The sequence below is a fragment of the Pseudomonas sp. JC1203 genome, from assembly GCF_056175065.1.
The window spans coordinates 117563-143819 of sequence record NZ_JBWCAM010000006.1 but is presented as its reverse complement, the minus strand read 5'-3'; the positions used below and the strand labels follow the sequence as shown (position 1 = coordinate 143819).

Below are 26257 nucleotides of genomic sequence, written 5' to 3'. Positions count from 1 at the left end.
CTTTTTTAACGGCGGGGCAGGGCCTTAGTTGGCCTTGGCCACCGGTGGCTTGCCTTGCAGCTTCTCGATCGCGTCGATCAAGCGCTTGGCCAGTGCCGGGTAGTCTTCATCGAAGTGGTGGCCGCCAGGCAGCTTGAGGGTCTCGCCGGTGTAGGTCTTGTTGTCGGTGCAGCCGGTTTCGTCGGCTTCCTCGACACCGTACACGCACAGAATCTTGTCCTGCGGCATCTTGGCGATTTCAGGCCCTGTCGGTGCTTCCTTGCCAGCGTTGCCCAACCAACCCTCGACTTCGATCTCGAAGCTGCCACTGCGGGCGAAGGCCAGCAGCAGCACGCCGTCGATGCGCTTCTGGTCTTCGGCCGGCAGGCGGTTGTAGGTGGCAGGCAGCACGTCGGCGCCGAACGAGTAACCGGCGAGGATGAAGCGCTTGGTGCCCCACTTCTGGCGGTAATGCAGCATCAGCGCGGACAGGTCCTCGGCGCTCTGCTCAGGCGTCTTGTGCTGCCAGTAGTAACGCAGCATGTCGATGCCCACAACCGGGTAGCCCATTTTCGCCATCTCGCCCGCCACGTCGCGGTCCAGGTCGCGCCAGCCGCCGTCACCGGACAGGAACAGCGTCACGGTGTCGGTGGCCTGGCCGGCGGGCACTTCCACCACGGGCATGCTCAGGGCGTCCTTGTTGTCGCCAACCAGCAGCTTGGTCAGCTCGTTCTTGAGCACCTGTGGCAGGTGCACGTCGTAGTCGCTGATGCTGGTCTCGGCGTTCGGGGTGTCGCGCACGAAGGAGGCGCTGGCGTCATCCGGGTTGTCGTTCCAGGCAACGATCCAGTGGCCGTGCTCGGCTTTCTTCGGCAGCGGGGTGGCGCAGCCAGGCTGTTCCAGGCTGAAGCCCACCGACACGGCAGTGGCCTTGTCGTCGGTCTGCCTGGCCAGCCACGACCAGGCTTCGGCAGCGCCGGAGCCGATGCCACCGAACAGCGTCACCGGGCCGTCCAGGTGCTGGGCCGCGGCCTTGAGGTCGGCCTCCTGCTCGTCGCAGTCGGACTTGGCCAGCAGCACTTGCACCAGTTGCGCCGAGCCGTCCTTGCTGAGGTCGGTCAGTTGCTTGTCGGTGAGCGCCTGCTCGGCCGGCACCGACAGCACGATGCGCGCTTTGATGCGGGTGCCGGGGGTTACCAGGGTCGCGGTGTTGCCGTCGTCCAGCTTCACCTGTTCAAGAAGGGGCGCGGGGGCGGGGCGGTTCATGTACCAGTAGACCGCCGCGGCGCCAGCGATCACTACCACCACGACCGCCAGCCATTTACGCCAGTTGCGTCGAATCATCAGCGTTTCACCAATCCTGTCAGGCCGCCCGCGATAAGGGCGGCGGTATCGGCCAGTGCCACCAGCGGATCGAGTCCTGCGGGCACGGCCATGTAACGGGGTTCCCAGTCGGGCTGGAATTTATCCTTGAAGCGCCGCAGGCCCTGGAAGTTGTAGAGCTGTTCACCACGGCGGAACACCATCGAACCCAGACGCTGGGTCAGCGGTGCGCCGCGACGTGGTTGCAGGCCCGACAACGGCACCATGCCCAGGCTGAAGCGCGCGTAACCATGACTCTTATAATGTTGAATCAGGCCGACCATCATGAACTCCATGGTCAGCTTTGGTGCCTCGGGGTGTGCGCGCATCAGGTCGAGACTGGCCAGTTCATGGCTGTGGGTCTCGAGCAGGTTGGCGAACGCCACGGGGCGTCCCTCGAAATGAATGATTGCAATACGAAAATGCTGCAGGTACTCCGGGCTGAAACGACCCAGGGAGAAGCCTTTTTCCCGCACGTTCTTGCCGGTCAGCCAGGCATCGGAAATCACCTTCAGCTCTTCCAGCGGCGCATGGCCCGGCTCGTGGATCTCCAGCGACAGGCCGTCGCGGGTGCCGCGGTTCCAGGTGTAGCGCAGGTCCTTCATCTCCTTGCCCTTGGCTTCCAGGTCGAACTTGACCAGGTCTACCCGGGCTTCCTCGCCCAGCTTGATCGCGGTCAGGCCGATGTCCATGTAGAACGGCAGGTTCTCCGCACGCACCTGGTAGAACACCGGGCGGGCATGATGGAAGTCGCAGAGGTCGCGGAACTGCCAGATCATTTCCGCCCGTTGCTGGGTCGACCCAATGGGGTCGTACAGCGCAACCAGGCTCCGCCCGCGGCGGGCGTACATCATGAAGGCGTTGTCGTTGGGGTGGAAGAGCAGCGCCTTGTCACCCGTCAGCGCCAGACCACCGTCCGGCTGATCGGAGGTCATCAGGATTTTCGCCGCCTTGTGCAGTTCCTCGCTGTCAGGCAGGTGGATCACCGGGCGTGCGGTACGCAGCAGCCAGGTCAGTGCGACGATCACCAGCAGCACGGCGCTGCCCAGGGCCGAACGCAGGCCGCGCGGGGCGTCAGCGTCCAGGGTGAATTGCCACCACAGTTGGTGCTTGTAGGGAATGTCCTGGTAGGCGAACAGCAGCAACCAGATCGAGGCGCCCACCACGCAGGCGCTGGCCATCAGGTAGAACGGCGAGAACGGCAGCTCCAGGAGGCGGCTGGGGCGGTAGAACGAGCGCCGGAAGATCGCCAGCAGGCAGGCGGTGAAGATCAGCAGGCTGGCTTCTTCCCAGTCGAAGCCCTTGAGCAGCGACAGCAGCGCGCCCACCAGCAGCAGGGTGGTGGTGAGCATCCAGGCGGCGGACAGGCGCCGGCGCAGGCCCTGGGCCAGCAGCAGGCACAGCACGCCGATCAGGCTGGCACCGAAGTGCGAGGCGTCGATCAGGCGGTGGGGAATCAGGAAGCCCAGGTGTTCGAGGCGCGTATCGATCTCGGGGGTGGCGCCGGAGAACAGCAGCACCACGCCAGACAGGAACACCAGCAGCGCCAGGATCGGCGCCGCCATGCCGGAGGCCACGCGAATGGCCTGCTGGGCGAAGAAGAAGCGCTTGGCTTCGGTGGCCAGCAGCACGATACAGGCCAGCAGCAGCGGCAGCATCACGTAGATCAGGCGGTACAGCAGCAGGGCGGCGGCCAGTGGCGCGGCCCCCAGTTCATTGGCGAAAGCGGCCAGCAGGATGGCCTCGAACACGCCGACGCCGCCGGGCACGTGGCTGAGCACGCCGGCAGCCAGGGCCAGCAGGTACACCAGCACGAAGGCGCCAAACGGCGGGGCGTCGGGCAGCAGCAGGTAGAGCACGGTGGCTGCCAACAGCACGTCGAGGGCGGTGATCACCAGTTGCAGCAGGGTCAGGCGCACACCCGGCAGCCGCAGCGTACGGCGGCCGACCTTGACCAGCAGGTTGTCTGCGATGGGTTGCTCGCCCAGGCGGCGGCGGTAGATACCGGCGCCAAGCAGCGCGGTCAGGGCAATGACGGCGCCGGCAATGGTACCCAGCAGGCCGGGGGCGATGTGCAGGGCGGCAGAGGCAGCGGGCAGGTTGCTCAGCGTGGCCAGGGCTGCCAGCGGCGGCAGTGCGCAGCCCAGCGAAAGGCTGGCGAACAGGGTCATGCGTGCCACTTCGGCGGCGCCGATGCCGTGGCGGGCGTACAGACGGTAGCGCACCGAGCCGCCGGACAGCAGCGACAGGCCGATGGCGTTGCCAATGGCGAACGCAGTGAACCCGCCCAGCACCAGGGTACGGCGCGGCAGCGTCACGGCGGCATAGCGGCTGGCCGACCATTCATAACCCAGCAGCACGACGAAACCGGCAGCGGCCGCAGCCAATGCACCGAACAGGGAAGCCTTGGGCGTGCTCAGTACCGAATCATGCAGGGCATAGATATCGAGTTCGGCGAGCAGGTGACGGCACGCGATCAGGGCGATGCCGAACAGCAACAGGGTCACGACCAGGCCGATGGGTTGACGGTACTTGCTCAGCAGCTCCAGCCAGCGCATTTTGCTTGGGTTCAACGGATGTGGGGCAGTCACGGTTTCAGGCAGTTCTGGCGAGTCGGGGCGCATCAATCACCTCGTGGATTGTGCGCAACAGGATGAAGGTATCCAGTCAAGTTACCAATCCCTATACAAAAATAATTCGGAATATATTAACCCGTTTGACCTTTTATCGGGCTCGGACGCTTTATCTATAGGGGAAGTTTCATGTTTCTTCCACCTGAGGTCGCGCAAGGGTGGACCACGATACGGCAGGTTTGTGCCGTTTTTATTTCTGCGCCCAAACGAAAAAGGCCACTCTTGCGAGTGGCCTTCTACGATATTTGGTTGCGGGAGCCGGATTTGAACCGACGACCTTCGGGTTATGAGCCCGACGAGCTACCAGACTGCTCCATCCCGCGTCTGTGGGGGCGGATTCTACAGTAAGAGGGTAGGGTGTCAACTGTTAATACAGTGCTGCGACAAAGTGGCGCGCTTTAGGCAAGTCTTTGAAGTGCCAAGGAATTCGTCGAACTTCGTAGCAGCTGCCGAAGGCCGCGTCGCTGTTGGAGGCAGCCTTCGGCAGCCGCTACGAGGGGAGCGTATTGTTTGAAACAAGCAGAAACAAAAAAGGCCACTTTTTCAAGTGGCCTTCTTTGATGTTTGGTTGCGGGAGCCGGATTTGAACCGACGACCTTCGGGTTATGAGCCCGACGAGCTACCAGACTGCTCCATCCCGCGTCTGTGTGGGCGGATTCTACAGCACGGCGGCAAGGTGTCAACAGTTAATCTTGGATAACCCCTTGAACTACCAAACAATTCCCGTAGCAGCTGCCGAAGGCTGCGTCCAAGGGCGACGTCGCCTAAAACACACGCGCACAAAAAAGGCCACTTTTTCAAGTGGCCTTCTTCGATGTTTGGTTGCGGGAGCCGGATTTGAACCGACGACCTTCGGGTTATGAGCCCGACGAGCTACCAGACTGCTCCATCCCGCGTCTGTGGAGTTGATTCTACAGACTTCCCCATGTGTGTCAAACGCCAGTTTCAGGAAAAGTCTTTTTGTTCAAGTGCTTAGCGTGCTCAAAAATGGCTGCGAGGCAGGCGGGGCGGGGCTCTCAGCCCTATCGGTGGTGGCATTTTGATTGAGAAAATAAATATCGGATCCCGCCTGGGTCTGCCATCGCAGCGGGGTGAGTGAGATACTGGCCAGCGTTTCGTACGAAAACGCCTCCTTTATATAGATAGAAACACCTGGGCCATGACGCAGCGCAAAATCATCCACGTCGACTGTGACTGCTTCTATGCCGCCATCGAAATGCGCGACGACCCCAGCCTGGCCGGCAAGCCCCTGGCTGTGGGCGGTTCGGCGGACCGGCGCGGCGTTATTGCCACCTGCAACTATGAAGCCCGGGCCTACGGCGTGCGTTCGGCCATGTCGTCGCGCCACGCGTTGAAGCTGTGCCCCGACCTGACCATCGTCAAGCCGCGCATGGAGGCCTATAAAGAGGCGTCGCGCGAGATCCATGGCATATTCCGCGAATACACCGAGCTGATTGAGCCGCTGTCGCTGGACGAGGCCTATCTGGACGTGTCGGATTGCCCGCACTTTGCCGGCAGCGCTACCCGCATCGCCGAAGACATCCGCCGCAAGGTGTCGCGGCGGTTGCACATCACTGTGTCGGCCGGGGTGGCACCCAACAAGTTCCTGGCCAAGATTGCCAGCGACTGGCGCAAGCCGAACGGGTTGTTCGTGGTGACACCGCGTGAGGTGGAGGATTTTGTCGCCGCCTTGCCGGTCAGCAAGCTGCACGGTGTGGGCAAGGTCACCGCCGACAGGCTGGGGCGGCTGGGTATCAGCAACTGCCTGGAGTTGCGCGACTGGAGCAAGCTGGCCCTGGTGCGCGAGTTCGGCAGTTTCGGCGAGCGGCTGTGGGGCCTGGCCCGCGGCATTGATGAGCGCCCGGTGCACAACGATAGCCGGCGGCAGTCCATCAGCGTGGAAAACACCTACGACACGGACTTGCCTGATGTGGAGGCCTGCCTGGCGAAATTGCCGGAGCTGATGGAAACCCTGGCCACGCGCATGGCGCGCATCGACAGCAGCTACAAGCCGGGCAAGCCGTTCGTGAAGGTCAAGTTTCATGACTTCAGCCAGACTACCCTGGAGCAGGCGGGGGCGGGCAGGGACCTGGAAAGTTACCGGCAGCTGTTGAGCCAGGCGGTGGCGCGCGGCGGCAAGCCGGTGCGGTTGCTGGGGATTGGCGTGCGCCTGCAGGACCTGCGTGGCGCGTTGGAGCAGTTGGAACTGTTTGGTGAGAATGGGTAACGGCTGGACGCCGCCTGCCGGCAGCTGCTACATGCGATCCCGTAGCAGCGGCCGCAGGCCGCGTCCATCTGCGTCCCGGGTTACAAACCGGGGTCGGCCACCAGGCGCCCAGCGTCGCGGGTCAGCGAGCGCAGGAATTGCTGTTGCAGTTCTGGATCGTTGCGGGTCAGCTCGATCAGGCTCTGCTCAAGCTCGCTGGCCTCCTCTTCCATGCCCAGGTCCGACAGGCGTTTGACCCGGTGCACCCACTGGCGGACGTCCTCGCCTTCAAGGTCGTCGTAAATCAGCCCGTGGGCTTCGGCCAGCTTGCCGCGCAGGTCGTTGCCAAGGCCCAGTGTCGCGTCGGCACGGACGTTGTCGTCGGCGTCCTCGACACTGATCTTCAGCTGGCTGACGTTTTTCAGGTCCTGGTCGGCGAAGGGGCTGTCCAGCAGGTTGACCTTCAGCACGCCATTGCGGTCGGTGGTCAGCTCATAGGTCTGCTTGCCCGACTGCACGTCCACCGGGCGCTCGCTCCACGGGAGCGTTGTGGTTTCCAGGCGCTTGTCTTTCTGCACCTGGTCCACGCCCGCCAGATTCTGTTGCGCACGGCCGTTGGATTGCACGTTCATGAACGGGTTGAGGCCGGCGAAACCGTAGCTGATCCAGTCCTTGGTGACGCTGTCGGGCAGTTGCCCGAACATCAGCACGTTCACCACGTTGGCACCAACGCCGGCCACCACGGCTACCGCGCCCAGCGGCACTTCGTACAGCTCGCGCCAGGGCTGGTAGGGCGTGTAGCGGTCGTAACGGCGGGTAACCTCGAACTCGGTAACCTCGAAGGTCTTCTGCTCGTGAATACGTACCCGGCGTTGCGGCAGTTCAAGCGCCGCGGGGCTGCCAGCGTCGATCTGCAGGCTGTGGTCGAGCAGCTTGCGCTCGACCCGCTCGTCATGTTCGCTGCGCTGGGACATGTGGTTGGCACAACCGCCCAGAAGCAGAGCACCGCACAAGGCGGTGCTCCCCAGTTTTAAGCCACTTCGCTTGTACATGGTTTCCCTGGTCTGGATCAGCGACGCACGCGGGCCTGGATGAACGACAGGACGTCGGCGACTGGAATGGCCTGGGCCTCGCCTTCGGTGCGGCTCTTGTATTCCAGGTTGCCTTCGGCCAGGCCGCGGTCGCTGACGACGATGCGGTGCGGAATGCCGATCAGCTCCATGTCGGCGAACTTGATGCCGGGGCTGGTCTTCTTGTCGCGGTCGTCCAGCAGCACTTCGAAGCCTGCGGCGGTCAGTTCGGCGTACAGCTTGTCGGTAGCTTCGCGCACCTGCTCGGTTTCATAGCGCAGCGGCACCAGGGCGATCTGGAATGGCGCCAGGGTGTCGTTCCATATGATGCCGCCGGCGTCGTTGTTCTGCTCGATGGCAGCAGCCACCACGCGCGATACGCCAATGCCGTAGCAACCCATGGTCAGGGTGACAGGCTTGCCGTTTTCACCCAGTACCTGGCACTTCATCGCTTCGCTGTACTTGGTGCCCAGCTGGAAGATGTGGCCCACTTCGATGCCGCGTTTGATCACCAGGGTGCCCTGGCCGTCCGGGCTTGGGTCGCCCTCGACGACATTGCGCAGGTCGGCAACTTCCGGGACCGGCAGGTCGCGTTCCCAGTTCACGCCGAAGTAATGCTTGTCGTCGATGTTCGCGCCCACGCCGAAATCGCTCATCAGCGCCACGGAGCGGTCGATGATGCACGGCAGCGGCAGGTTCAGCGGGCCCAGGGAGCCGGCGCCGGCGCCGATGGCGTCACGCAGTTCGGCGTCGCTGGCCATCTCCAGCGGGCTGGCAACCAGGGGGTGGTTGCCGGCCTTGATTTCGTTCAGTTCGTGGTCGCCGCGCACTACCAGGGCGATCAGCTTGCCTTCCTCGGCCGCGTGCACGATCAGGGTCTTGACCGTCTTCTCGATGGCCAGGCCGTAGTTTTCCACCAGCTCGGCAATGGTCTTGGCGTTCGGCGTGTCCACCAGGCGCAGCGCCTCGGTGGCAGCGCCACGGGCGGTCTCGCGTGGGACGGCTTCGGCCTTCTCGATGTTGGCGGCGTAGTCGGAAGTGTCGCTGAAGACGATGTCGTCTTCACCGGACTCGGCCAGCACGTGGAATTCGTGGGAGCCGGCGCCGCCGATCGAACCGTTGTCGGCTTCCACCGGGCGGAACTTCAGGCCCAGGCGGGTGAAGACGTTGCAGTAGGCCTGGTGCATGCGATCGTAGGTCTGCTGCAGCGATGCCTGGTCGGCGTGGAAGGAGTAGGCGTCCTTCATGATGAATTCGCGGCCACGCATCAAGCCGAAGCGCGGGCGGATCTCGTCACGGAATTTGGTCTGGATCTGGTACAGGTTGATCGGTAGCTGCTTGTAGCTGTTCAGCTCGTTGCGTGCCAGGTCGGTGATGACTTCTTCGTGGGTAGGGCCGGCGCAGAAATCACGACCGTGGCGGTCGTTCAGGCGCAGCAGCTCTGGGCCGTACTGTTCCCAGCGGCCGGATTCCTGCCACAGCTCGGCAGGCTGGATGCCAGGCATCAGCACTTCCAGGGCGCCGGCGGCGTCCATTTCCTCGCGCACGATGTTTTCCACCTTGCGCATCACGCGCAGGCCCATCGGCAGCCAGGTGTACAGGCCCGAGGCAAGCTTGCGGATCATGCCGGCGCGCAGCATCAGCTGGTGGCTGATGACGACCGCGTCGTTGGGGATTTCTTTCTGGGTGGCGAGCAAATATTGACTGGTGCGCATGATAGGCCGTGTCTGTTGCTGAATTTTATTGAAGCTGGGCATTGTACGGTGCACGCCCGGCGACGTACAGGGTGGTGGCCATGAGGTATCGCGAGCAAAAGAAAGCCCGGCATGCGCCGGGCTTCTTTATATAGCTGTCGGTACCGCTGGCGGTTGCCCTGTAATTACAGGATCGACAGAGGGTAGTCGACGATCAGGCGGAACTCGTCGACGTTGCCTTCGGCCTGGTCGGCGTTGCCACGGTGCCACGCTTGGCGAATACGGAAGGACAGGTCTTTGGCTGGGCCTTCCTGTACTACGTATTTGGCTTCGACGTTGGTCTCGTGGTGCTTGCCGTCTTCACCGTAGCCGTAGGCGCGGTAAGGGCTGTCGGCAGCCATCTTGGTGCCGTCGATGTCGTCACCGTGTGCGTAACGGGCCATGAAGCTCAGGCCAGGCACGCCGAAGGTCGCCATGTTCAGGTCGTAACGAGCCTGGAACGATTTCTCGCCTGGGCCGTTGAAGTCGGAGTACTGAATGGAGTTGGCGAGGAAGATCGAGTCGCCACCGCGGTTGTTGTCACCCACACCGATGTAGTCGAACGGGGTGTCGCCGTTGACCTTCTGGAAGCCCAGGGTAATGGTGTGTGCCGACAGGAACGAGTAGGCGGCCGACAGCGAGAACGTGTTGTTGTCGATGCTGCCTGCTTTGGCGCTACCGGCGTCGGTGGTGCGGTAGTAGTTGAAGTCGAACGTCAGCGACTGGGTATCAGCCAGTGGCAGAACATAGTTCAGGTTGGTGTAGTACTGGTTCCAGATATCTTCCAGGTTCGCGCCATACAGCGAAGCGGTGAAGTTGTCGTTGAACGCGTACTTGCCACCGGCGTAGTCGATCGAGTTGGCTGGCACGTTGGCGTAGGTGGCCCAGAGGGAGCCATCACGGTTGGTGCTGCTTTCGCTCGAAGCCGAGTAGAAGTGACCGCCTTCCAGGTCCAGGCCCTTGATCTCGCTGCTCATCAGGGAGATGCCCGAAGCGGTCTGCGGGGTCAGGCGCGAGCCGCCCACTGCGAATACCGGTGCGGTGCTAGGCTGTTGATCACCGATCTTCAGCATGGTCTTCGAGATGCGGAACTTGACCGCAGCGCCGGCCTTGCCGTAGCTGTCGTTCGGGCCGTTTTCGCCCACGGTCAGGTTGTTGGTACCGGTGGTGCCGCTGCTGCCATCCAGTTTCAGGCCCAGGTAGCCGAATGCGTCGATACCGACACCGATGGTGCCTTGGGTGAAGCCGGAGGTGAAGACGCCCTGGATGCCTTGGGTCCAGTCAGCCGACTTGTGCTCGGAACCGAACGAGTAGCGGTTGAAGTAGTAGTTGCGCAGCAGCAAGTTCAGGGTTGCGTCTTCGACGAAGCCCTTCGAGTCTGCCTGATCGCTAACGAATGCTGCGGCGCCGGCCAGCTGCGAGCTAGCCGCGGTAACTGCCAGTGCGATTGCGCTCCACTTAATCACTTTCATCGTGATTTGCTCCTTTGGTTTTTAGGAAGAGTACTGCCGTCCCACCTGGTTTATTATCTGGGCGGCTCTTTCTTTTTGTGTCAGCGCAAACTTATATCACGCTGACGCTTTATGGCGATACTTCTAAGCTCAATCGTCCGGCTTCTTCTCGAGCCTGTCGCAAAAACTTCCGTCCGTGTCGCAAACCACAGCTTCGGGTAACACAAGCTGCACAACTTCAGCGCTGTTTTCAAGGGGGCGAGCATAGGAAAATTACTTCTAAGCTCCTGCCTGAAAACTCCTTGGTCTTCCGTGCAGCTGTTGTTATTTGTCGCGAATCATCCCCATCCAGGGCTGCCTGCCGACTTGGGTGGGTAGGAATGCAACAAGCGCGCCCAAACGTGCCATCGCATGACATTTCTTTCACTTTTTTTACCGGGCGGCGGTGCCGCCTCATGAAATCGGGGGTGCGCTGGGGAACTTGACGCGGCGGCGAGGATCGGGTGAGCTCGCCGAGCTGGGCGGAAACGTTACCGTCCACGTTCGCAAGTGGGAACTTGGCGGATGACTGGCGCACTGGCATTACTCACTCCGGCCCGTTTTGGTGCGAAAAGTAGCGGTTGCCCAAGGCAGCCTAGCCCACAGTTGCACTTTGGCAAACCGGCCCGCCAGGTGGTGGCCCTTGCCAATAAAACGATTGCGCGCAAGGTTGCGCATGCACCTGCCGGAAGGCAGTAAAAACCGCGCCTTGCATGGGGTTTTTTGGTGCGGAGTGCGCTTATATGGTGCGTTTTCTTCGGTGTCGAGCGAGCCTGTTTGTGGGGTTTCGCGTGGTTGCCCGTGAACCCGGGTTCGATCGCAGGTATCCTGTAGGTGCATGGGCCCTCCTGGCTCATGGGGCTAAAAAAATTTTCACCTTGCCGGAGATCTCGCGGTGTTTTCTTTAGATTCGCGCCTGCAGCACGACACCCACCTCATCGGGGATTTCCCCCTGAGCCGGCTGCTCCTGAGCAACGACGCCAACTATCCCTGGTTTATTCTGGTGCCACGCCGCGATGGTATCAGCGAGCTGTTTCAGCTCAATGACACTGAGCAACTTCAACTGTGGCAGGAAACGAATACCCTGGCGAAACTGCTTAATGAGCACTTTGCCGCCGACAAGATGAATGTCGCTACCTTGGGTAATGTTGTTAGCCAGCTACACATGCACGTCATTGTTCGTTACAAGAAAGATGCGGCATGGCCGGCGCCAGTCTGGGGCAAAGTTGCCGGGCAGCCTTACAGTGCCGAACAAGTTACGGCCATTCGTGAGCGGCTGAAGGGAATACTGACGCAAGATTTTACATTCCTGGAGGCTGCCCATGACGCTTGAAGCGCGGGTCATGGAGCTGGAAACCCGGCTGGCCTTCCAGGATGACACCATCCAGGCCCTGAATGACGAGCTGGTGCAGCAGCAGCGCCAGCTGGAGCGCCTGCAGTTGCAGATGGCGGCCCTGCTCAAGCGTCAGGAAGAGATGGTAGGCCAGTTCGGGGTCAGCGAGCACGAGGCGCCGCCCCCACATTATTAAGGCCGGCCGGTGACAAAATCGCAGGCATGAAAAAACCGCGCTAGGCGCGGTTTTTTTGTGGCTGGCAATCAGCGTCGCGGTGAAGCGGCGATCACATCTTCAGCCTGCAGGCCCTTGTCGCGGTTCATCACCGAGAACTCCACGCGCTGGCCTTCGACCAGTACGCGGTGGCCTTCGCCACGGATGGCGCGGAAATGCACGAAGATATCGTCGCCCGAGTCGCGGGAGATGAAGCCGAAGCCCTTGGAAGTGTTGAACCACTTCACGGTGCCGGTATCGCGGTTGCTCATGTCATACGAAGGTGCAGCAGCGGCAGGGGAGGATTTGTAGAAGCTGACTGCCAGGTGCAGCAATACGGCAAGTACCGCACAGGCCAGGGCTGGCAGCAGGGCAGGGAAGCCGCCGATGCTGTTCCACTCGGCCAGCAGGGTGACGGTCTGTGCCACTACCGCCAGGATCAGCAGGGCGCTGACCAGGTTTTGCACTTGATGCCGCGGGCCGCGGTTCCAGTATGGAATGACCGGGGCGAGGGTCAGGTTGAGCAGGCCGAACAATGCCAGGTAAATGGCTTCGGGTTGTTGCAGGTAGGGCACCGCTTCTGCCCGCAGGCTGGGTATGAACGACAGCAGCAAGGCTGCAGCGCCCGTTAGGAGGTGAACAATTTTCAACATTTTATTAACTCACGTTCAGACGGATCACGAGGAAGAGCTGGCACGTCACGGTGCGCATCGGAACAAAATGAGACGCAGTTCACGGGGCGGGCTCAGCCTGAACACCCGCACGCAATGAAGGTGTGCGGGGTGCAGGCGTTCTATTTAACAGCAAAGCCGGTGGCTACTCAAATCAGCGCACCGGACGGTCATTTTTCGCTGCATTCACCAAACGTTTGCGCTGCGTCGGTGGTGCAACATCCCAGCGGTGAGTTGGCAATAAGAAAGTGCCTGCGTGGTTGTAGGCGGGTTGGTATTTCGCAAATTGGATTAGTTGCAGGGCGTGGAGCGTTGGGTGCGCTGGGCAGTCCCCGTGGAGTTCGGGTTTGCCACCGTGAACTTTTGCCCGTAGGCCCCGGCCGGCTTGGCGCTGCGCCGGGCAGAGGGGAGTGGGACTGCACGTGGGTGAACTAATTACAGGCACTTGGCAGCTTGTTCCTACGAGGCGAAGTGCCGCTTCCGCTGGTTGTAGGTATTTAGTTAGGGCCTCATGGACGGGGGGAATTGCTAAAACTGTAACTGTTTTTTCTCAGTGTTGTTTTACACAAGGATGTGGTGATAGTTATGTCCAGCGAATTAATTCAAAGCACTCGGCTGGTGGCGAGGACGGGAAAGATACCTCATGATCCTTTTCTGGCTGACTTCAATATGGAACTGGCGCAGCCGTTGTCGCGTTCCGTGCGGTTGAACGGTTTTGCGACCTGCCTGCGTCTTGAGTCGGTGTACTGGAAGGTACTGGAACGCATCGCCAGGGCCAATGGCTGTTCGGTCAATGCCATTCTTTCCCACGTGGACCGCGAGGTGCACCTGCGTCACGGTGGGGTGAAGAATTTCAGCGGGCTGGTGCGAGTCGTCTGCGTGGTGCACCTGATGGAGCGCTATTGTGGGGCGCACTGAAGCGCGTGGAGGGGGCAGGGCGACATTCGGGGTGTCGTCACGGCTGCACAGGCGCGCGGTATAAGGATATAATCCCGCTCTTTGCCGCGTGGTGCGGCCTGTGCCGTGTATTTGCTTGCCGAGACATTCCCATGCCCATGTATGACTATCAATGTGCTTCCTGTGGTCACCAGATGGAAGTCATCCAGAAGATCAGTGCGTCACCGTTGACGGACTGCCCGGCCTGCCAGGCCCCCGAGCTGAAGAAAATGCTCTCCATGCCTGGCTTTCGCCTGAGTGGTACCGGCTGGTACGAAACCGACTTCAAGACCGGCAGCAAAAAGAATCTGGCGGGCGGCGACAAAGCCGATTGAGTTGAACTGCACCCGCAGGGTCTTGCACTATTAGGCCAGCCAGGCTTGCAAGGCCTTCCCCGAATACCGAATACGAGAAGCGAAACCACCATCATGATGCGCAGCCATTATTGCGGCCAACTGAACGAGACCCTGGAAGGTCAGGAAATCACCCTTTGCGGCTGGGTCCACCGCCGTCGTGACCATGGCGGGGTTATCTTCCTCGATATCCGTGATCGTGAGGGCCTGGCCCAGGTGGTCTTCGACCCGGATCGCGCCGAGACCTTCGCCGCGGCCGACCGCGTGCGCAGCGAATACGTGGTCAAGGTTACCGGCAAGGTGCGCCTGCGCCCGGCCGGTGCCGGCAACGCCAACATGGCTTCGGGCATGATCGAAGTGCTGGGCTACGAGCTGGAAGTGCTGAACGAAGCAGAAACCCCGCCGTTCCCGTTGAACGAATACTCCGACGTTGGCGAGGAAACCCGCCTGCGCTACCGCTTCATCGACCTGCGCCGCCCGGAAATGGCCGAGAAGCTGCGTCTGCGTTCGCGCATGACCACCAGCATCCGTCGCTTCCTGGACGAGAACGGCTTCCTCGACGTCGAGACGCCGATCCTGACCCGCGCCACCCCTGAGGGTGCCCGTGACTACCTGGTGCCTAGCCGCACCCACGCCGGCAGCTTCTTTGCCCTGCCGCAATCGCCACAGCTGTTCAAGCAGCTGCTGATGGTGGCCGGCTTCGACCGTTACTACCAGATCGCCAAATGCTTCCGCGACGAAGACCTGCGTGCCGACCGTCAGCCTGAGTTCACTCAGATCGACATCGAGACCAGCTTCCTCAACGAGGAAGACATCATGGGCCTGACCGAAGGCATGATCCGCAACCTGTTCAAGGAAGTGCTGGACCTGGAATTCGGCGAATTCCCGCACATGACCTTCGAAGAGGCCATGCGCCGCTACGGTTCCGACAAGCCGGACCTGCGTAACCCGCTGGAGCTGGTTGACGTTGCCGACCAGCTGAAAGACGTGGAATTCAAGGTGTTCAGCGGCCCGGCCAACGACCCTAAATGCCGCGTTGCCGCCCTGCGCGTGCCTGGCGGCGCGAGCATGCCGCGCAGCAAGATCGACGACTACACCAAGTTCGTCGGCATCTACGGTGCCAAGGGCCTGGCGTACATCAAGGTCAACGAGCGCGCCAAGGGCGTCGAAGGCCTGCAGTCGCCAATCGTCAAGAACATCCCTGAAGCTGCGCTGAACACCATCCTGGATCGCGTTGGCGCGGTCGATGGCGACATCGTCTTCTTCGGCGCCGACAAGGCCAAGATCGTCAGCGAGGCCCTGGGCGCGCTGCGTATCAAGGTTGGCAACGACTTCAACCTGCACACCTGCGAATGGGCACCGATGTGGGTCGTCGACTTCCCGATGTTCGAAGAGAACGATGACGGCAGCTTCACCGCGCTGCACCACCCGTTCACCGCGCCGAAGTGCTCGCCTGAAGAGCTGGAGGCCAACCCGGCCACCGCGCTGTCGCGTGCCTACGACATGGTCCTGAACGGCACCGAGCTGGGTGGCGGTTCGATCCGTATCCACCGCAAGGAAATGCAACAGGCCGTGTTCCGCCTGCTGGGCATCAACGAAGCCGAACAGGAAGAGAAATTCGGCTTCCTGCTGGACGCCCTGAAGTACGGTGCACCGCCGCACGGTGGCCTGGCCTTCGGCCTGGACCGCCTGGTGATGCTGATGACCGGCGCCCAGTCGATCCGCGAAGTGATCGCCTTCCCGAAAACCCAAAGCGCCGCATGCGTCATGACCCAGGCCCCTGGCCTGGTCGACGCCAAGGCCCTGCGCGAGCTGCACATTCGCCTGCGCGAACAGCCAAAGGCTGAGTAAAAGCTGAACCAGAGCGCATCTTCGGATGCGCTTTTTACATGGCAGAGGGTTCTGCCTCCCCATCAAAAGTGGGGCACTGTTCGTGTGGGAGCTGGCTTGCCAGCGAGTTTTTCAGGGTTTTCCCAAAGCTCGCTGGCAAGCCAGCTCCCACAAAAAAACACCTGCAGGTGTTTTGAAAAAAGAATTTCGGAGTTGTTATGGCTGGCCATTCCAAGTGGGCGAACATCAAGCACCGCAAAGAGCGTCAGGATGCCAAGAGAGGCAAGATCTTCACCAAGTGGATTCGTGAGCTGACCGTCGCGGCCCGTCAGGGCGGCGGCGACCCGGGCTCCAACCCGCGCCTGCGCCTGGCCCTGGACAAGGCCCTGGGCGCCAACATGAGCCGCGACATCATTGACCGCGCCGTGGCGCGCGGCACTGGCGCAGCAGCCACGGACGACATGGTCGAGCTGACCTACGAAGGCTACGGCCCAGGTGGCGTGGCGGTGATGGTCGAGTGCATGACCGACAACCGCAACCGCACTGCGGCTGCCGTGCGTCACGCCTTCAGCAAGTCGGGCGGCAACCTGGGTACCGACGGTTCGGTGGCCTACCTGTTCGAACGCAAGGGGCAGATCTCCTTTGCGCCGGGCACCGATGAAGACGCGCTGATGGAAGCGGCCATGGAGGCCGATGCCGACGACGTCACCACCCACGAAGATGGCTCCATGGACGTGTTCACCTCGTTCGCCAGCTTCTACGCGGTGCGCAACGCCCTGGAAGCGGCGGGCTTCAAGTCCACCGACGCGGAAATCGTCATGGTGCCAGGCACCAGTGCCGAACTGGACCTGGAAGGGGCGGAAAAAGTCATCAAGCTGATCGACATGCTCGAAGACCTGGATGACGTGCAGAACGTCTATTCCAACGCGCAGATCCCCGACGAGGTGATGGAAAAGCTCGGCTGATCCCGCGCCACGTTCTACTCTTGAGGCCGGAGCAGCAGAATCGCGTTCAACAGCGCGACTTTGCCGCTCCGGTTTCTGCTTTTTCGGCACCTTTCGAGCTGCAGGCTTTATGACGTTAATTCTTGGTATCGACCCCGGTTCGCGCATTACCGGCTACGGCGTGGTGCGCGACACCGGGCGCGGCTGCGAGTACGTGGCTTCGGGCTGTATTCGTACCGGCAGCGGCGAATTGCAGGAACGCCTGCAGATTGTCTTCCGCGGCGTACGCGAAGTGATCCAGACCTACGGCCCGGTCACCATGGGCATCGAGAAGGTGTTCATGGCCCGCAACGCCGACTCCGCCCTCAAGCTGGGCCAGGCGCGCGGCGCCGCTATTGTCGCGGCCATGGAAGAGGGCCTGGAAGTGGCCGAGTACACCGCCACCCAGGTCAAGCAGGCCGTGGCCGGTACCGGTGGCGCCAACAAGGAGCAGGTGCAGATGATGGTCATGCACCTGCTGAAGCTGGTGGCCAAGCCGCAGATCGACGCCTCCGACGCCCTGGCTATCGCCCTGACCCATGCCCACACTCGCTCCAGCCTGATTCCCCACGGCTTGGGCACCGCACGCAGCCGCGGCGGGCGCCTGCGGCTCTGATAGCATCATCTGCTGAAGATTTTTGACTTGCATGGCCCGCCGGGCCTGCAATGATGGCGAGCATTGCTTGCTGGTACCGAACATAGGATTGAAACGTGATTGGACGCTTGCGCGGCACCCTGGCGGAAAAGCAGCCGCCGCACCTGATTCTCGACGTCAATGGCCTGGGCTACGAGCTGGAAGTGCCGATGACCACCCTTTACCGCCTGCCGCCGGTCGGTCAGGCGGTGACTTTGCACACCCATCTGGTGGTGCGCGAGGATGCTCAGTTACTCTACGGCTTCTTTGAAAAACGCGAGCGCGAACTGTTCCGCGAGCTGATCCGCCTCAACGGCGTAGGGCCCAAGCTGGCCCTGGCGCTGATGTCGAGCCTGGATGTGGATGAGCTGGTGCGCTGCGTGCAGGCCCAGGATGCGTCGGCCCTGACCAAGGTGCCGGGTGTGGGCAAGAAAACCGCCGAGCGCCTGCTGGTGGAACTCAAGGACCGCTTCAAGGCCTGGGAAACCGCGCCGGCGATGTTCGAATTGATGCCTACCGGCCCCAACAGTGTCGCGCCGGTGGCCAGCGCCGAAAGCGATGCCGTCAGCGCGCTGATCTCCCTGGGTTACAAGCCCCAGGAGGCCAGCAAGGCTGTGGCCGCCATCAAGACCAAAGGCCTGAGCAGCGAAGAGCTGATTCGCCATGCCCTGAAGGGAATGATTTAAGTGATCGAAGCCGACCGCCTGATTACCGCCACCACGGGCCGTGACCGGGAAGAACAGCAGGACCGGGCCATCCGCCCGCTGAGCCTGGCCGACTACATTGGCCAGCCCACCGTGCGCGAACAGATGGAGCTGTTTATCCAGGCTGCCCGCGGGCGCAACGAGTCCCTGGACCACACCCTGATCTTCGGCCCGCCTGGCCTGGGCAAGACCACCCTGGCGAACATCATCGCCCAGGAAATGGGCGTGTCCATCAAGAGCACGTCGGGCCCGGTGCTCGAACGCCCCGGTGACCTGGCCGCGCTGCTCACCAACCTTGAGCCGCACGATGTGCTGTTCATCGATGAAATCCATCGGCTGTCGCCCATCGTCGAGGAAGTGCTGTACCCGGCCATGGAAGATTTCCAGCTGGACATCATGATCGGCGAGGGGCCGGCGGCGCGTTCCATCAAGCTCGACCTGCCGCCATTCACCCTGGTGGGCGCCACCACGCGCGCGGGCATGCTCACCAACCCGTTGCGTGACCGGTTTGGTATCGTTCAGCGGCTGGAGTTCTACAGCACCGCCGACCTTGCGACCATTGTCAGCCGCTCGGGCAATATCCTCGGCTTGCCGGTGGAAGACGAGGGCGCCTTCGAGATCGCCCGCCGCGCCCGCGGCACCCCGCGTATTGCCAACCGCCTGCTGCGCCGTGTGCGTGATTTCGCCGAAGTGCGTGGCAAGGGCCATATCACCAAGCCCATCGCCGACCTGGCGCTGAACCTGCTGGACGTCGACGAACGTGGCTTCGACCACCAGGACCGGCGTCTATTGCTGACCATGATCGAGAAGTTCGATGGCGGCCCGGTGGGCGTCGACAGCCTGGCCGCGGCCATCAGCGAAGAGCGCCACACCATCGAGGACGTGCTGGAGCCGTACCTGATCCAGCAGGGCTATATCATGCGCACCCCGCGTGGCCGGGTGGTTACCCGCCATGCGTACCTGCATTTCGGCCTGAACATTCCCGGCCGCCTGGGGGAAATGCCGGCGACCGAGCAGTTCGTCGATCCGGCTGACGAATAACGTCATGGTGGCGATTTAATTGGAGTTTTTGCGGTCCTAGGGTGCGAGCAGTGTTTTGCCCTGCCTGAACGGCGCAAAAACGATGAAAAAACAGTTGCCTGGCCGGATTGGCAACCTGAGGAGTAAGCACTAGAGTATGCGCGCGCAAAATGGGGTTGAGTCGTTCGCACATCGCTGTCGCGTCTATTACGAGGACACCGATGCGGGCGGCGTCGTTTATTACGTCAACTATCTCAAGTTCATGGAGCGGGCACGCACCGAAAGGCTGCGTGAGCTGGGTTACGTGCAGTCGGTTCTGGCACGCGAGAACCTGCTGTTCGTGGTGCATTCCAGCGAGGCGCGCTACCTGGTGCCGGCCCGTCTGGACGACGAATTGCTCGTCACTGCGCAGGTAATTGAATTGAACCGCGCCAGCCTGCGCTTCAAGCAGCAGGTCTGGCGCGCAGCGGATATGACGCTGCTCTGCGAAGGGCAGTTTTTGGTGGCCTGTGTGCGCGCCGATACTTTCAAACCCCGGGCCATTCCCGAAGCTCTGCGCGCGGCCTTCGCCGCTGCAGACGGCCCGGGTACACACTCAAAAGCAGGAGATTAAGCGTGGAAGCTAACGTCGTCGACCATACCTCCATGTGGAGCCTGGTCAGCAATGCCAGCGTGGTTGTACAGCTGGTAATGCTGATTCTGGTAGCCGCATCGGTCACTTCATGGGTCATGATTTTCCAGCGCAGCGCACTGATTCGTGCCGGCCGCCGGGCCCTGGACACCTTCGAGGAGCGTTTCTGGTCGGGCATCGACCTGTCCAAGCTGTACCGCCAGGCGGGCAGCAACCCAGACCCGGATTCGGGTGTGGAGCAAGTCTTCCGCGCCGGTTTCAAGGAGTTCTCGCGTCTGCGCCAGCAGCCGGGCGTGGACCCGGACGCAGTCATGGACGGCGTGGGCCGTGCCATGCGCGTGGCCATCTCGCGCGAAGAGGAAAAGCTTGAGCAGACCCTGCCGTTCCTGGCCACCGTTGGTTCGGTAAGCCCGTACATCGGCCTGTTCGGCACCGTGTGGGGCATCATGAACTCCTTCCGCGGCCTGGCCGGCGCCCAGCAGGCCACCCTGGCCACCGTTGCCCCGGGTATTTCCGAAGCCCTGGTGGCCACCGCCATCGGCCTGTTCGCGGCAATTCCGGCGGTTATCGCCTACAACCGCTTCGCCGCCCGCAGCGAAACCTTGATCAGCCGTTACTACACGTTCGCTGACGAGTTCCAGGCCATCCTGCACCGTAAAGTGCACACCAGCGAAGAGTGAGCAGGTAATTACCCATGGCCCGAGTTCGCCAGAAACGCAAGCCGGTCGCCGAGATGAACGTGGTGCCCTACATCGACGTGATGTTGGTACTGCTGGTTATCTTCATGGTCACCGCACCAATGCTCAACCAGGGCGTGAAGGTTGACCTGCCAAAGGTTTCCAGCGAAGCCTTGCCGCAGGACAACAACACCCAGGTCCTGACCATTTCGATCAAGGCTGACAAGACCTACTACTGGAACCTTGGCAGCGAAGTCGACGCCGACAAGGTGATGGACAAGGCAATGACCCTGCCTGCCATGACCGACGCCGTCACCAAGATCATTCGCGCCGGCAACGAAGGCGGCAAACGCACCCAGGTATTCATCCGCGGCGACAAGTCCGTGGACTACGGCGCCGTGATGGGTGCCATGGGTGGGTTGCAGAAGGCGGGTGTCGGTAACGTTGGCCTGATTACCGAGGCGCCCTGATGCGACAACGAGAGCCCTCCGCCTCGGAAAGCTATTTCTGGCCCAGTGTCTGGGCCATTGCGCTGCATATCCTGATTTTTGGCATGCTGTTCATAAGCTTCGCCATGACCCCGGATCTGCCCCCTGCCAGGCCCATCGTTCAGGCTACGCTGTATCAGCTGAAGTCCAAGAGCCAGGCCACCACCCAGACCAATCAGAAGATTGCCGGGGAGGCCAAGAAGTCGGCTGCCAAACAGACCGAAGTCGAGCAGATGGAGCAGAAGAAGGTCGAGCAGGAGAAGCAGGAGCAAGCTGAGAAGGCCGCGGAACAAAAGCAGGAAGAAGCCGCTCAAAAGGCCCAGGAAGCCAAGAAGGCCGATGACGCCAAGAAGGCTGCTGCCGACGAGGCCAAGGCGGCCGCGGCGGATGCTGCCAAGAAAGCCGACGACGCGAAGAAGGCTGCCGAGGCCAAGAAAGCCGAGCAGGCTGACATAGCCAAGAAGAAAGCCGAGGAAGCGGCGAAGGAAAAGGCCGAGGAAGACGCGAAGAAGGCTGCCGAGGCTGCGAAGAAAGCCGCCGAGGACGCCAAGAAGAAAGCCGCTGACGACGCCAAGAAAGCTGCCGAGTCCGCGCAGGAGGCGAAGAAGAAAGCCGCCGAGGATGCGAAGAAGGCTGCGGCCGACGACGCCAAGAAGAAATCCCAGGCAGCCGCCCGCAAGGCCGCTGAAGACAAGAAGGCGCAGGCATTGGCTGATCTGTTGTCCGATACGCCACAGCGTCAGCAGGCGTTGGCGGACGAGCAGGGCGACCAGACCGCCGGCAACTTCGATGACCTGATCCGTTCGCGTGCCGCCGAAGGCTGGACTCGTCCGCCATCCGCGCGCAAGAACATGACGGTTGTGCTGCAGATCAACATGTTGCCTGACGGCACCGTGACCAACGTAACCGTGGCCAAGTCCAGCGGCGACGGTCCGTTCGATGCGTCGGCAGTGGCAGCGGTCAAGAACATCGGTCGCTTAACCGAAATGCAGGGCCTGAAACCAAGTGATTTCAACCCTTACCGCAATTTCAAGATGACATTCACCCCTGAGGACCTTGCCTTGTGATTACCCTTCTTCGAGGACTGCTGGTTGCACTGTGCTGCGTTGCAGCCGTTGCCCAGGCAGATGAAAAGAACATTCTGGTCACCAGCGGCAGCGACCGGGCCACCCCGATCGCCGTCGTGCCGTTCGGCTCCCAGGGCGGCGCCGTGCTGCCCGAGGACATGGGCCAGATCATCGCCAACGACCTGCGCAACTCGGGCTACTACTCGCCGATCGACAAGCAGAACATGATCAGCACCCCGTCGCAGCCAAGCGAAGTGGTATGGCGCGACTGGCAGGCCCTGGGCGCCCAGTACGTCATGGTCGGCAGCATCGTCCCTGCGGGCGGCCGCCTGCAGGTGTCGTATGCACTGCTCAACGTCAGCAGCCAGCAGCCTGTGCTGACCGGCAGCGTGTCGGGTAGCGTGGACCAACTGCGCGACATGGCCCACTACATCTCCGACCAGTCGTTCGAGAAGCTGACCGGCGTGAAGGGCGCGTTCTCCACTCGCCTCCTTTATGTAACCGCCGAACGCTTCAGCACCAACAGCACCCGCTACACCCTGCAGCGCTCGGACTATGACGGCGCCCGCGCCGTGACCCTGCTGCAATCGCGCGAGCCGATCCTGTCGCCACGCTACGCACCGGATGCCAAGCGCATCGCCTACGTTTCGTTCGAACAGAAGCGCCCGCGCATCTTCGTGCAGAACGTCGACACCGGTGCCCGCCAGCAGATCACCAACTTCGAAGGCCTCAACGGTGCCCCGGCGTTCTCGCCTGACGGCAGCAAGCTGGCGTTCGTGCTGTCCAAGGACGGCAACCCGGAGATCTACGTGATGGACCTGGGCTCGCGCAACCTCACCCGCCTGACCAATGATCCGGCCATCGACACCGAACCGTTCTGGGGCAAGGATGGCTCGACCATCTACTTCACCTCCGACCGCGGTGGCAAGCCACAGATCTACAAACAGTCGCTGGGTGGCGGTGGCGCAACTCGCGTTACCTTCATTGGCAACTACAACGCCAACCCGAAATTGTCGGCTGATGAAAAGACCCTGGTGATGATCCACCGTCAGGATGGTTTCACCAACTTCAAGGTGGCCTCCCAGGACCTGGAACGCGGAACTGTAAAGATCCTCACAGATTCAAGTCTTGATGAGTCGCCTACTGTTGCGCCCAACGGCACCATGGTAATCTACGCCACCCGCCAGCAGGGCCGGGGAGTCTTGATGCTCGTGTCGCTAAACGGCCGCGTGAGGCTCCCGCTTCCTACCGCTCAAGGCGAAGTCAGAGAACCGTCCTGGTCCCCTTACCTGAACTGACGCGGCGCTACACGTTGTACTTAACACATTGGGGTTCATTAGGAGTTTCACGATGGAAATGCTGAAGTTTGGTAAGTTTGCTGCGCTGGCTCTGGCCATGGCCGTAGCTGTAGGTTGCTCTTCGAAAGGCGGCGACAACGCTGGTCAAGCAGCTGTTGACCCTAACGCTGGTTACGGCGCAAACACCGGTGCCGTTGATGGCTCCCTGAGCGAAGAAGCTGCTCTGCGCGCAATCACCACCTTCTACTTCGAATACGACAGCTCGGACCTGAAACCAGAAGCCATGCGCGCTCTGGACGTCCACGCTAAAGACCTGAAAGCCAATGGCGCTCACGTCGTACTGGAAGGCAACACCGACGAACGCGGTACCCGCGAGTACAACATGGCTCTGGGCGAGCGTCGTGCGAAAGCCGTTCAACGCTACCTGGTCCTGCAAGGCGTTTCGCCAGCTCAGCTGGAAATCGTTTCGTACGGCGAAGAGCGTCCAGTTGCAACTGGCAACGACGAGCAGTCGTGGGCTCAGAACCGTCGCGTCGAACTGCGTAAGTAATTCGATATGCGAACGTGCCGCCGTGCTGTAACTATTCTGGCTCTCGCCCTGCCACTCGTGGCCTGGGCAGAGGTTCCTGTGGTTGATGGTGATGGTACCAACGGTACCAGCAGTAATCCGCCATCGGGTTATGGCACGAGCGGCGCCTACGCTGATGCCGGGGCGCAAGCCCCGGTTTCCGCGCAGGGTCAGCTGTTCATGCAGCTGCAACAAATGCAGGAAGACATCGCGCGTCTGCGCGGACAGGTCGAAGTCCAGCAAAACGATATCCAGCAGCTTAAACAGCAGGGCCTGGAGCGTTATCAGGATCTCGATCGTCGTATTGGAACCGGCACTGCACCTGCAGCCGCCGCACCTTCCGAGAATTCTCAAGCCGGTGGCGATATCAACGCCGCCGGTTCCCCGGTGCCTCCGCAAGCCGCCCAGGCGCCTGCGGCCAGCGCCGAGCCGGGTGACCCGGCAAAGGAAAAGTTGTACTACGATGCCGCCTTCGACCTCATCAAGGCCAAGGACTTCGACAAGGCCAGCCTGGCGTTCGCCGCCTTTCTGCGCAAATACCCCAACAGCCAGTACGCGGGCAACGCCCAATACTGGTTGGGTGAAGTGAACCTGGCCAAGGGCGACCTGCAAGGCGCCGGCCAGGCCTTCGCCAAGGTCAGCCAGTTGTACCCCAAGCACGCCAAAGTGCCTGATTCGCTGTACAAGCTGGCCGACGTGGAGCGCCGCCTGGGCCATACCGACCGCGTCAAGGGCATCCTTCAGCAAGTGGTCAGCCAGTACCCTGGCACTTCCGCTGCGCAATTGGCCCAGCGTGACCTGCAGAAAATGTAAGCTGGCACTGCCAACTTGAAGAAACCCGCGCTTGCCGCGGGTTTTTTCGTTAGAATTGATGCCCTTTTATTCGAACACGCTTCCCTGGACTACGCGTTTGCGGGTTCATCGAAGTGCCCAACGGAGGCGGTCAGCCTGTTTAGCTGTCATGCCCGTGGACCCTATGCAAGACACATTACGCATCACCGAAGTCTTCTACTCGCTGCAGGGGGAGACTCGTACGGCGGGCCTGCCCACGGTTTTCGTGCGCCTGACCGGCTGCCCGCTGCGCTGCCAATACTGCGACAGCGCCTACGCCTTCACGGGCGGCACCATTCGCACCCTCGATTCGCTGATGGCACAGGTGGCCGAATTCAAGCCGCGCTACGTGTGCGTTACCGGCGGCGAACCCCTGGCCCAGCCCAACGCCATTCCGTTGATCGCGCAGCTGTGCGACGCCGGCTATGAAGTGTCGGTGGAAACCAGCGGCGCCCTGGATATTTCCAAGGTCGACACCCGCGCCAGCCGCGTGCTGGACCTCAAGACCCCGGCGTCCGAGGAATCGCACCGCAACCGCTACGAGAACATCGAGCTGCTGACCCCCAATGACCAGGTCAAGTTCGTGATCTGCTCGCGTGACGACTACGATTGGGCGGTCTCCAAGCTGATTCAGTACGGCCTCGACCGTCGTGTCAGCGATGTGCTGTTCTCGCCGAGCAAGGGCCAACTGAACGCTACCGACCTCGCCGACTGGATCGTCGCCGACAACCTGCCGGTACGCTTCCAGGTGCAACTGCATAAACTGCTGTGGAACGACGAACCCGGCCGCTAAATCCCCGTCGATTTTCTTCAAGGACATCAGACATGACTGACAAAAAAGCGGTAATCCTGCTCTCCGGCGGCCTGGACTCGGCCACCGTCGTCGCCATGGCCAAGGCCGACGGCTATAGCGTCTACACCATGAGCTTCGACTACGGCCAGCGCCACCGCGCAGAACTGGACGCTGCCGCCCGCGTTGCCCGCGACCTGGGCGCGGTAGAGCACAAAGTGATCGGCCTGAACCTCAACGGCATCGGTGGCTCGGCCCTGACCGACAGCAGCATCGACGTGCCCGAGGCCCCCACCGAAGGTATCCCGGTGACCTACGTGCCAGCACGCAACACCGTGTTCCTGTCCCTGGCCCTGGGCTGGGCGGAAGTGCTGGGCGCCCGTGACATCTTCATCGGCGTCAACGCCGTGGACTATTCCGGCTACCCCGATTGCCGCCCCGAGTTCGTCGAAGCGTTCGAACGCATGGCCAACCTGGCCACCAAGGCTGGCGTGGAAGGGCAGGGCTTCACCATCCAGGCGCCGCTGCAGAACCTCAGCAAGGCCGATATCGTCAAGGCAGGCATCGCCCGCGGCGTGGATTACAGCCTTACCGTTTCCTGCTACCAGGCGGACGATCAGGGCCGTGCCTGTGGCAAATGTGACAGCTGCCGCCTGCGCGCCGAAGGCTTCGCGGCGGCCGGTGTAAACGACCCAACGAGATATTTTTGATTTTTTTCAAATAAGGTGTTGAATTCTCGTTAGAAATCAGTATTAT

At 61.7% G+C, this 26257-nt stretch carries 25 protein-coding genes and 3 tRNA genes; 19 read left to right on the top strand and 9 right to left on the bottom strand.

Annotation, left to right across the window (positions count from 1 at the left end):
• Window positions 1-24: 24 nt before the first annotated feature.
• The 5 genes from AC0SZ7_RS11415 to AC0SZ7_RS11395 all read right to left on the bottom strand — a co-directional run bounded on the left by AC0SZ7_RS11415 (window position 25) and on the right by AC0SZ7_RS11395 (window position 4870).
• Window positions 25-1323: a virulence factor family protein gene (locus AC0SZ7_RS11415; RefSeq protein ID WP_475504493.1), complete on the bottom strand. Its 1299-nt coding sequence runs from the start codon at window positions 1321-1323 to the stop codon at window positions 25-27.
• Window positions 1323-3899: a bifunctional lysylphosphatidylglycerol flippase/synthetase MprF gene (mprF, locus tag AC0SZ7_RS11410; RefSeq protein WP_475504625.1), complete on the bottom strand. Its 2577-nt coding sequence runs from the start codon at window positions 3897-3899 to the stop codon at window positions 1323-1325. Before mprF ends, AC0SZ7_RS11415 begins: the two co-directional genes overlap by 1 nt.
• 321 nt (window positions 3900-4220) lie before the next feature.
• Window positions 4221-4297: transfer RNA gene (locus AC0SZ7_RS11405), tRNA-Met, on the bottom strand.
• A 242-nt stretch (window positions 4298-4539) separates the two neighbouring features.
• A tRNA-Met gene (locus tag AC0SZ7_RS11400) sits at window positions 4540-4616 on the bottom strand.
• A 177-nt stretch (window positions 4617-4793) separates the two neighbouring features.
• Window positions 4794-4870: transfer RNA gene (locus AC0SZ7_RS11395), tRNA-Met, on the bottom strand.
• 263 nt (window positions 4871-5133) lie between these two features.
• Here AC0SZ7_RS11395 and dinB point away from each other — a divergent pair.
• The gene (gene dinB, locus AC0SZ7_RS11390) at window positions 5134-6201 is read left to right on the top strand and encodes a DNA polymerase IV (RefSeq protein WP_475504492.1); all 1068 of its coding nucleotides are present in this window, start codon (window positions 5134-5136) and stop codon (window positions 6199-6201) included.
• Between the two features lie 80 nt (window positions 6202-6281).
• Here dinB and AC0SZ7_RS11385 read toward each other — a convergent pair whose 3' ends face one another.
• From AC0SZ7_RS11385 to AC0SZ7_RS11375, 3 genes are all read right to left on the bottom strand, one after another.
• Window positions 6282-7232, bottom strand: coding sequence for a hypothetical protein (locus tag AC0SZ7_RS11385; protein WP_475504491.1), 951 nt, complete (start codon window positions 7230-7232; stop codon window positions 6282-6284).
• Window positions 7233-7249: 17 nt separating this feature from the next.
• On the bottom strand, window positions 7250-8965 hold the full coding sequence (locus AC0SZ7_RS11380; protein ID WP_475504490.1) for a proline--tRNA ligase: 1716 nt from the start codon (window positions 8963-8965) through the stop codon (window positions 7250-7252).
• A gap of 164 nt (window positions 8966-9129) precedes the next feature.
• Complete coding sequence (locus AC0SZ7_RS11375; RefSeq protein ID WP_475504489.1) at window positions 9130-10455, bottom strand: OprD family porin; 1326 nt, start codon at window positions 10453-10455, stop codon at window positions 9130-9132.
• A gap of 913 nt (window positions 10456-11368) precedes the next feature.
• On the opposite strand from AC0SZ7_RS11375, the gene AC0SZ7_RS11370 reads away from it, so the two are divergent.
• The gene (locus tag AC0SZ7_RS11370; RefSeq protein WP_475504488.1) at window positions 11369-11806 is read left to right on the top strand and encodes an HIT domain-containing protein; all 438 of its coding nucleotides are present in this window, start codon (window positions 11369-11371) and stop codon (window positions 11804-11806) included.
• Window positions 11796-12002 (top strand): SlyX family protein, encoded by a 207-nt coding sequence (locus AC0SZ7_RS11365; RefSeq protein WP_475504487.1) that lies wholly within the window; start codon window positions 11796-11798, stop codon window positions 12000-12002. The genes AC0SZ7_RS11370 and AC0SZ7_RS11365 overlap by 11 nt, the downstream gene beginning before the upstream one ends.
• 68 nt (window positions 12003-12070) lie before the next feature.
• Here the strand turns inward: AC0SZ7_RS11365 and AC0SZ7_RS11360 are convergent, their stop codons facing one another.
• Window positions 12071-12673 carry a cold-shock protein gene (locus tag AC0SZ7_RS11360; protein WP_475504486.1) on the bottom strand — a complete coding sequence of 201 codons (603 nt, stop codon included), beginning with the start codon at window positions 12671-12673 and terminating at the stop codon, window positions 12071-12073.
• Window positions 12674-13276: 603 nt separating this feature from the next.
• On the opposite strand from AC0SZ7_RS11360, the gene AC0SZ7_RS11355 reads away from it, so the two are divergent.
• The 16 genes from AC0SZ7_RS11355 to queC all read left to right on the top strand — a co-directional run bounded on the left by AC0SZ7_RS11355 (window position 13277) and on the right by queC (window position 26211).
• Entirely contained in the window at window positions 13277-13609 is a 333-nt protein-coding gene (locus tag AC0SZ7_RS11355; RefSeq protein ID WP_475504485.1) for a ribbon-helix-helix domain-containing protein, read from the top strand.
• Window positions 13610-13740: 131 nt separating this feature from the next.
• Complete coding sequence (locus AC0SZ7_RS11350) at window positions 13741-13962, top strand: FmdB family zinc ribbon protein (protein ID WP_027978767.1); 222 nt, start codon at window positions 13741-13743, stop codon at window positions 13960-13962.
• Between the two features lie 93 nt (window positions 13963-14055).
• The gene (gene aspS, locus AC0SZ7_RS11345) at window positions 14056-15831 is read left to right on the top strand and encodes an aspartate--tRNA ligase (RefSeq protein WP_475504484.1); all 1776 of its coding nucleotides are present in this window, start codon (window positions 14056-14058) and stop codon (window positions 15829-15831) included.
• 197 nt (window positions 15832-16028) lie between these two features.
• Window positions 16029-16775, top strand: coding sequence for a YebC/PmpR family DNA-binding transcriptional regulator (locus tag AC0SZ7_RS11340; protein ID WP_475504483.1), 747 nt, complete (start codon window positions 16029-16031; stop codon window positions 16773-16775).
• A gap of 109 nt (window positions 16776-16884) precedes the next feature.
• Entirely contained in the window at window positions 16885-17409 is a 525-nt protein-coding gene (ruvC, locus tag AC0SZ7_RS11335) for a crossover junction endodeoxyribonuclease RuvC (RefSeq protein ID WP_416426297.1), read from the top strand.
• Between the two features lie 95 nt (window positions 17410-17504).
• Window positions 17505-18113, top strand: coding sequence for a Holliday junction branch migration protein RuvA (gene ruvA / locus AC0SZ7_RS11330; RefSeq protein ID WP_475504482.1), 609 nt, complete (start codon window positions 17505-17507; stop codon window positions 18111-18113).
• Window positions 18114-19172: a Holliday junction branch migration DNA helicase RuvB gene (ruvB, locus tag AC0SZ7_RS11325; protein ID WP_475504481.1), complete on the top strand. Its 1059-nt coding sequence runs from the start codon at window positions 18114-18116 to the stop codon at window positions 19170-19172. It abuts the gene before it with no gap.
• A 136-nt stretch (window positions 19173-19308) separates the two neighbouring features.
• A complete protein-coding gene (gene ybgC, locus AC0SZ7_RS11320; RefSeq protein WP_475504480.1) occupies window positions 19309-19764 on the top strand; it encodes a tol-pal system-associated acyl-CoA thioesterase in 456 nt (151 codons plus the stop codon).
• A gap of 2 nt (window positions 19765-19766) precedes the next feature.
• The gene (gene tolQ / locus AC0SZ7_RS11315; protein WP_027978760.1) at window positions 19767-20462 is read left to right on the top strand and encodes a protein TolQ; all 696 of its coding nucleotides are present in this window, start codon (window positions 19767-19769) and stop codon (window positions 20460-20462) included.
• Window positions 20463-20476: 14 nt separating this feature from the next.
• Window positions 20477-20929: a protein TolR gene (gene tolR / locus AC0SZ7_RS11310; RefSeq protein WP_475504479.1), complete on the top strand. Its 453-nt coding sequence runs from the start codon at window positions 20477-20479 to the stop codon at window positions 20927-20929.
• Complete coding sequence (gene tolA / locus AC0SZ7_RS11305; RefSeq protein ID WP_475504624.1) at window positions 20926-22014, top strand: cell envelope integrity protein TolA; 1089 nt, start codon at window positions 20926-20928, stop codon at window positions 22012-22014. Before tolR ends, tolA begins: the two co-directional genes overlap by 4 nt.
• Window positions 22011-23312: a Tol-Pal system beta propeller repeat protein TolB gene (tolB, locus tag AC0SZ7_RS11300; RefSeq protein ID WP_475504478.1), complete on the top strand. Its 1302-nt coding sequence runs from the start codon at window positions 22011-22013 to the stop codon at window positions 23310-23312. The genes tolA and tolB overlap by 4 nt, the downstream gene beginning before the upstream one ends.
• Before the next feature lie 52 nt (window positions 23313-23364).
• A complete protein-coding gene (gene pal / locus AC0SZ7_RS11295; protein WP_027978757.1) occupies window positions 23365-23862 on the top strand; it encodes a peptidoglycan-associated lipoprotein Pal in 498 nt (165 codons plus the stop codon).
• Between the two features lie 6 nt (window positions 23863-23868).
• Window positions 23869-24693, top strand: coding sequence for a tol-pal system protein YbgF (gene ybgF, locus AC0SZ7_RS11290; protein WP_475504477.1), 825 nt, complete (start codon window positions 23869-23871; stop codon window positions 24691-24693).
• Between the two features lie 163 nt (window positions 24694-24856).
• The gene (gene queE, locus AC0SZ7_RS11285; RefSeq protein ID WP_475504476.1) at window positions 24857-25504 is read left to right on the top strand and encodes a 7-carboxy-7-deazaguanine synthase QueE; all 648 of its coding nucleotides are present in this window, start codon (window positions 24857-24859) and stop codon (window positions 25502-25504) included.
• A gap of 32 nt (window positions 25505-25536) precedes the next feature.
• A complete protein-coding gene (gene queC, locus AC0SZ7_RS11280) occupies window positions 25537-26211 on the top strand; it encodes a 7-cyano-7-deazaguanine synthase QueC (protein ID WP_475504475.1) in 675 nt (224 codons plus the stop codon).
• Window positions 26212-26257 lie beyond the last annotated feature (46 nt).

Bases quoted from the DNA above. Each gene is read 5' to 3' on its own strand.
- ybgC (WP_475504480.1), top strand. From the start codon at position 19,309: ATGCGCGCGCAAAATGGGGTTGAGTCGTTCGCACATCGCTGTCGCGTC.
- AC0SZ7_RS11365 (WP_475504487.1), top strand. From the start codon at position 11,796: ATGACGCTTGAAGCGCGGGTCATGGAGCTGGAAACCCGGCTGGCCTTC.
- queC (WP_475504475.1), top strand. From the start codon at position 25,537: ATGACTGACAAAAAAGCGGTAATCCTGCTCTCCGGCGGCCTGGACTCG.
- AC0SZ7_RS11375 (WP_475504489.1), bottom strand. From the start codon at position 10,455: ATGAAAGTGATTAAGTGGAGCGCAATCGCACTGGCAGTTACCGCGGCT.
- ruvC (WP_416426297.1), top strand. From the start codon at position 16,885: ATGACGTTAATTCTTGGTATCGACCCCGGTTCGCGCATTACCGGCTAC.
- AC0SZ7_RS11340 (WP_475504483.1), top strand. From the start codon at position 16,029: ATGGCTGGCCATTCCAAGTGGGCGAACATCAAGCACCGCAAAGAGCGT.
- AC0SZ7_RS11360 (WP_475504486.1), bottom strand. From the start codon at position 12,673: ATGTTGAAAATTGTTCACCTCCTAACGGGCGCTGCAGCCTTGCTGCTG.
- aspS (WP_475504484.1), top strand. From the start codon at position 14,056: ATGATGCGCAGCCATTATTGCGGCCAACTGAACGAGACCCTGGAAGGT.
- pal (WP_027978757.1), top strand. From the start codon at position 23,365: ATGGAAATGCTGAAGTTTGGTAAGTTTGCTGCGCTGGCTCTGGCCATG.
- AC0SZ7_RS11380 (WP_475504490.1), bottom strand. From the start codon at position 8,965: ATGCGCACCAGTCAATATTTGCTCGCCACCCAGAAAGAAATCCCCAAC.
- queE (WP_475504476.1), top strand. From the start codon at position 24,857: ATGCAAGACACATTACGCATCACCGAAGTCTTCTACTCGCTGCAGGGG.
- tolR (WP_475504479.1), top strand. From the start codon at position 20,477: ATGGCCCGAGTTCGCCAGAAACGCAAGCCGGTCGCCGAGATGAACGTG.
- AC0SZ7_RS11355 (WP_475504485.1), top strand. From the start codon at position 13,277: ATGTCCAGCGAATTAATTCAAAGCACTCGGCTGGTGGCGAGGACGGGA.
- AC0SZ7_RS11385 (WP_475504491.1), bottom strand. From the start codon at position 7,232: ATGTACAAGCGAAGTGGCTTAAAACTGGGGAGCACCGCCTTGTGCGGT.
- AC0SZ7_RS11415 (WP_475504493.1), bottom strand. From the start codon at position 1,323: ATGATTCGACGCAACTGGCGTAAATGGCTGGCGGTCGTGGTGGTAGTG.
- AC0SZ7_RS11350 (WP_027978767.1), top strand. From the start codon at position 13,741: ATGCCCATGTATGACTATCAATGTGCTTCCTGTGGTCACCAGATGGAA.
- ybgF (WP_475504477.1), top strand. From the start codon at position 23,869: ATGCGAACGTGCCGCCGTGCTGTAACTATTCTGGCTCTCGCCCTGCCA.
- dinB (WP_475504492.1), top strand. From the start codon at position 5,134: ATGACGCAGCGCAAAATCATCCACGTCGACTGTGACTGCTTCTATGCC.
- mprF (WP_475504625.1), bottom strand. From the start codon at position 3,899: ATGCGCTGGCTGGAGCTGCTGAGCAAGTACCGTCAACCCATCGGCCTG.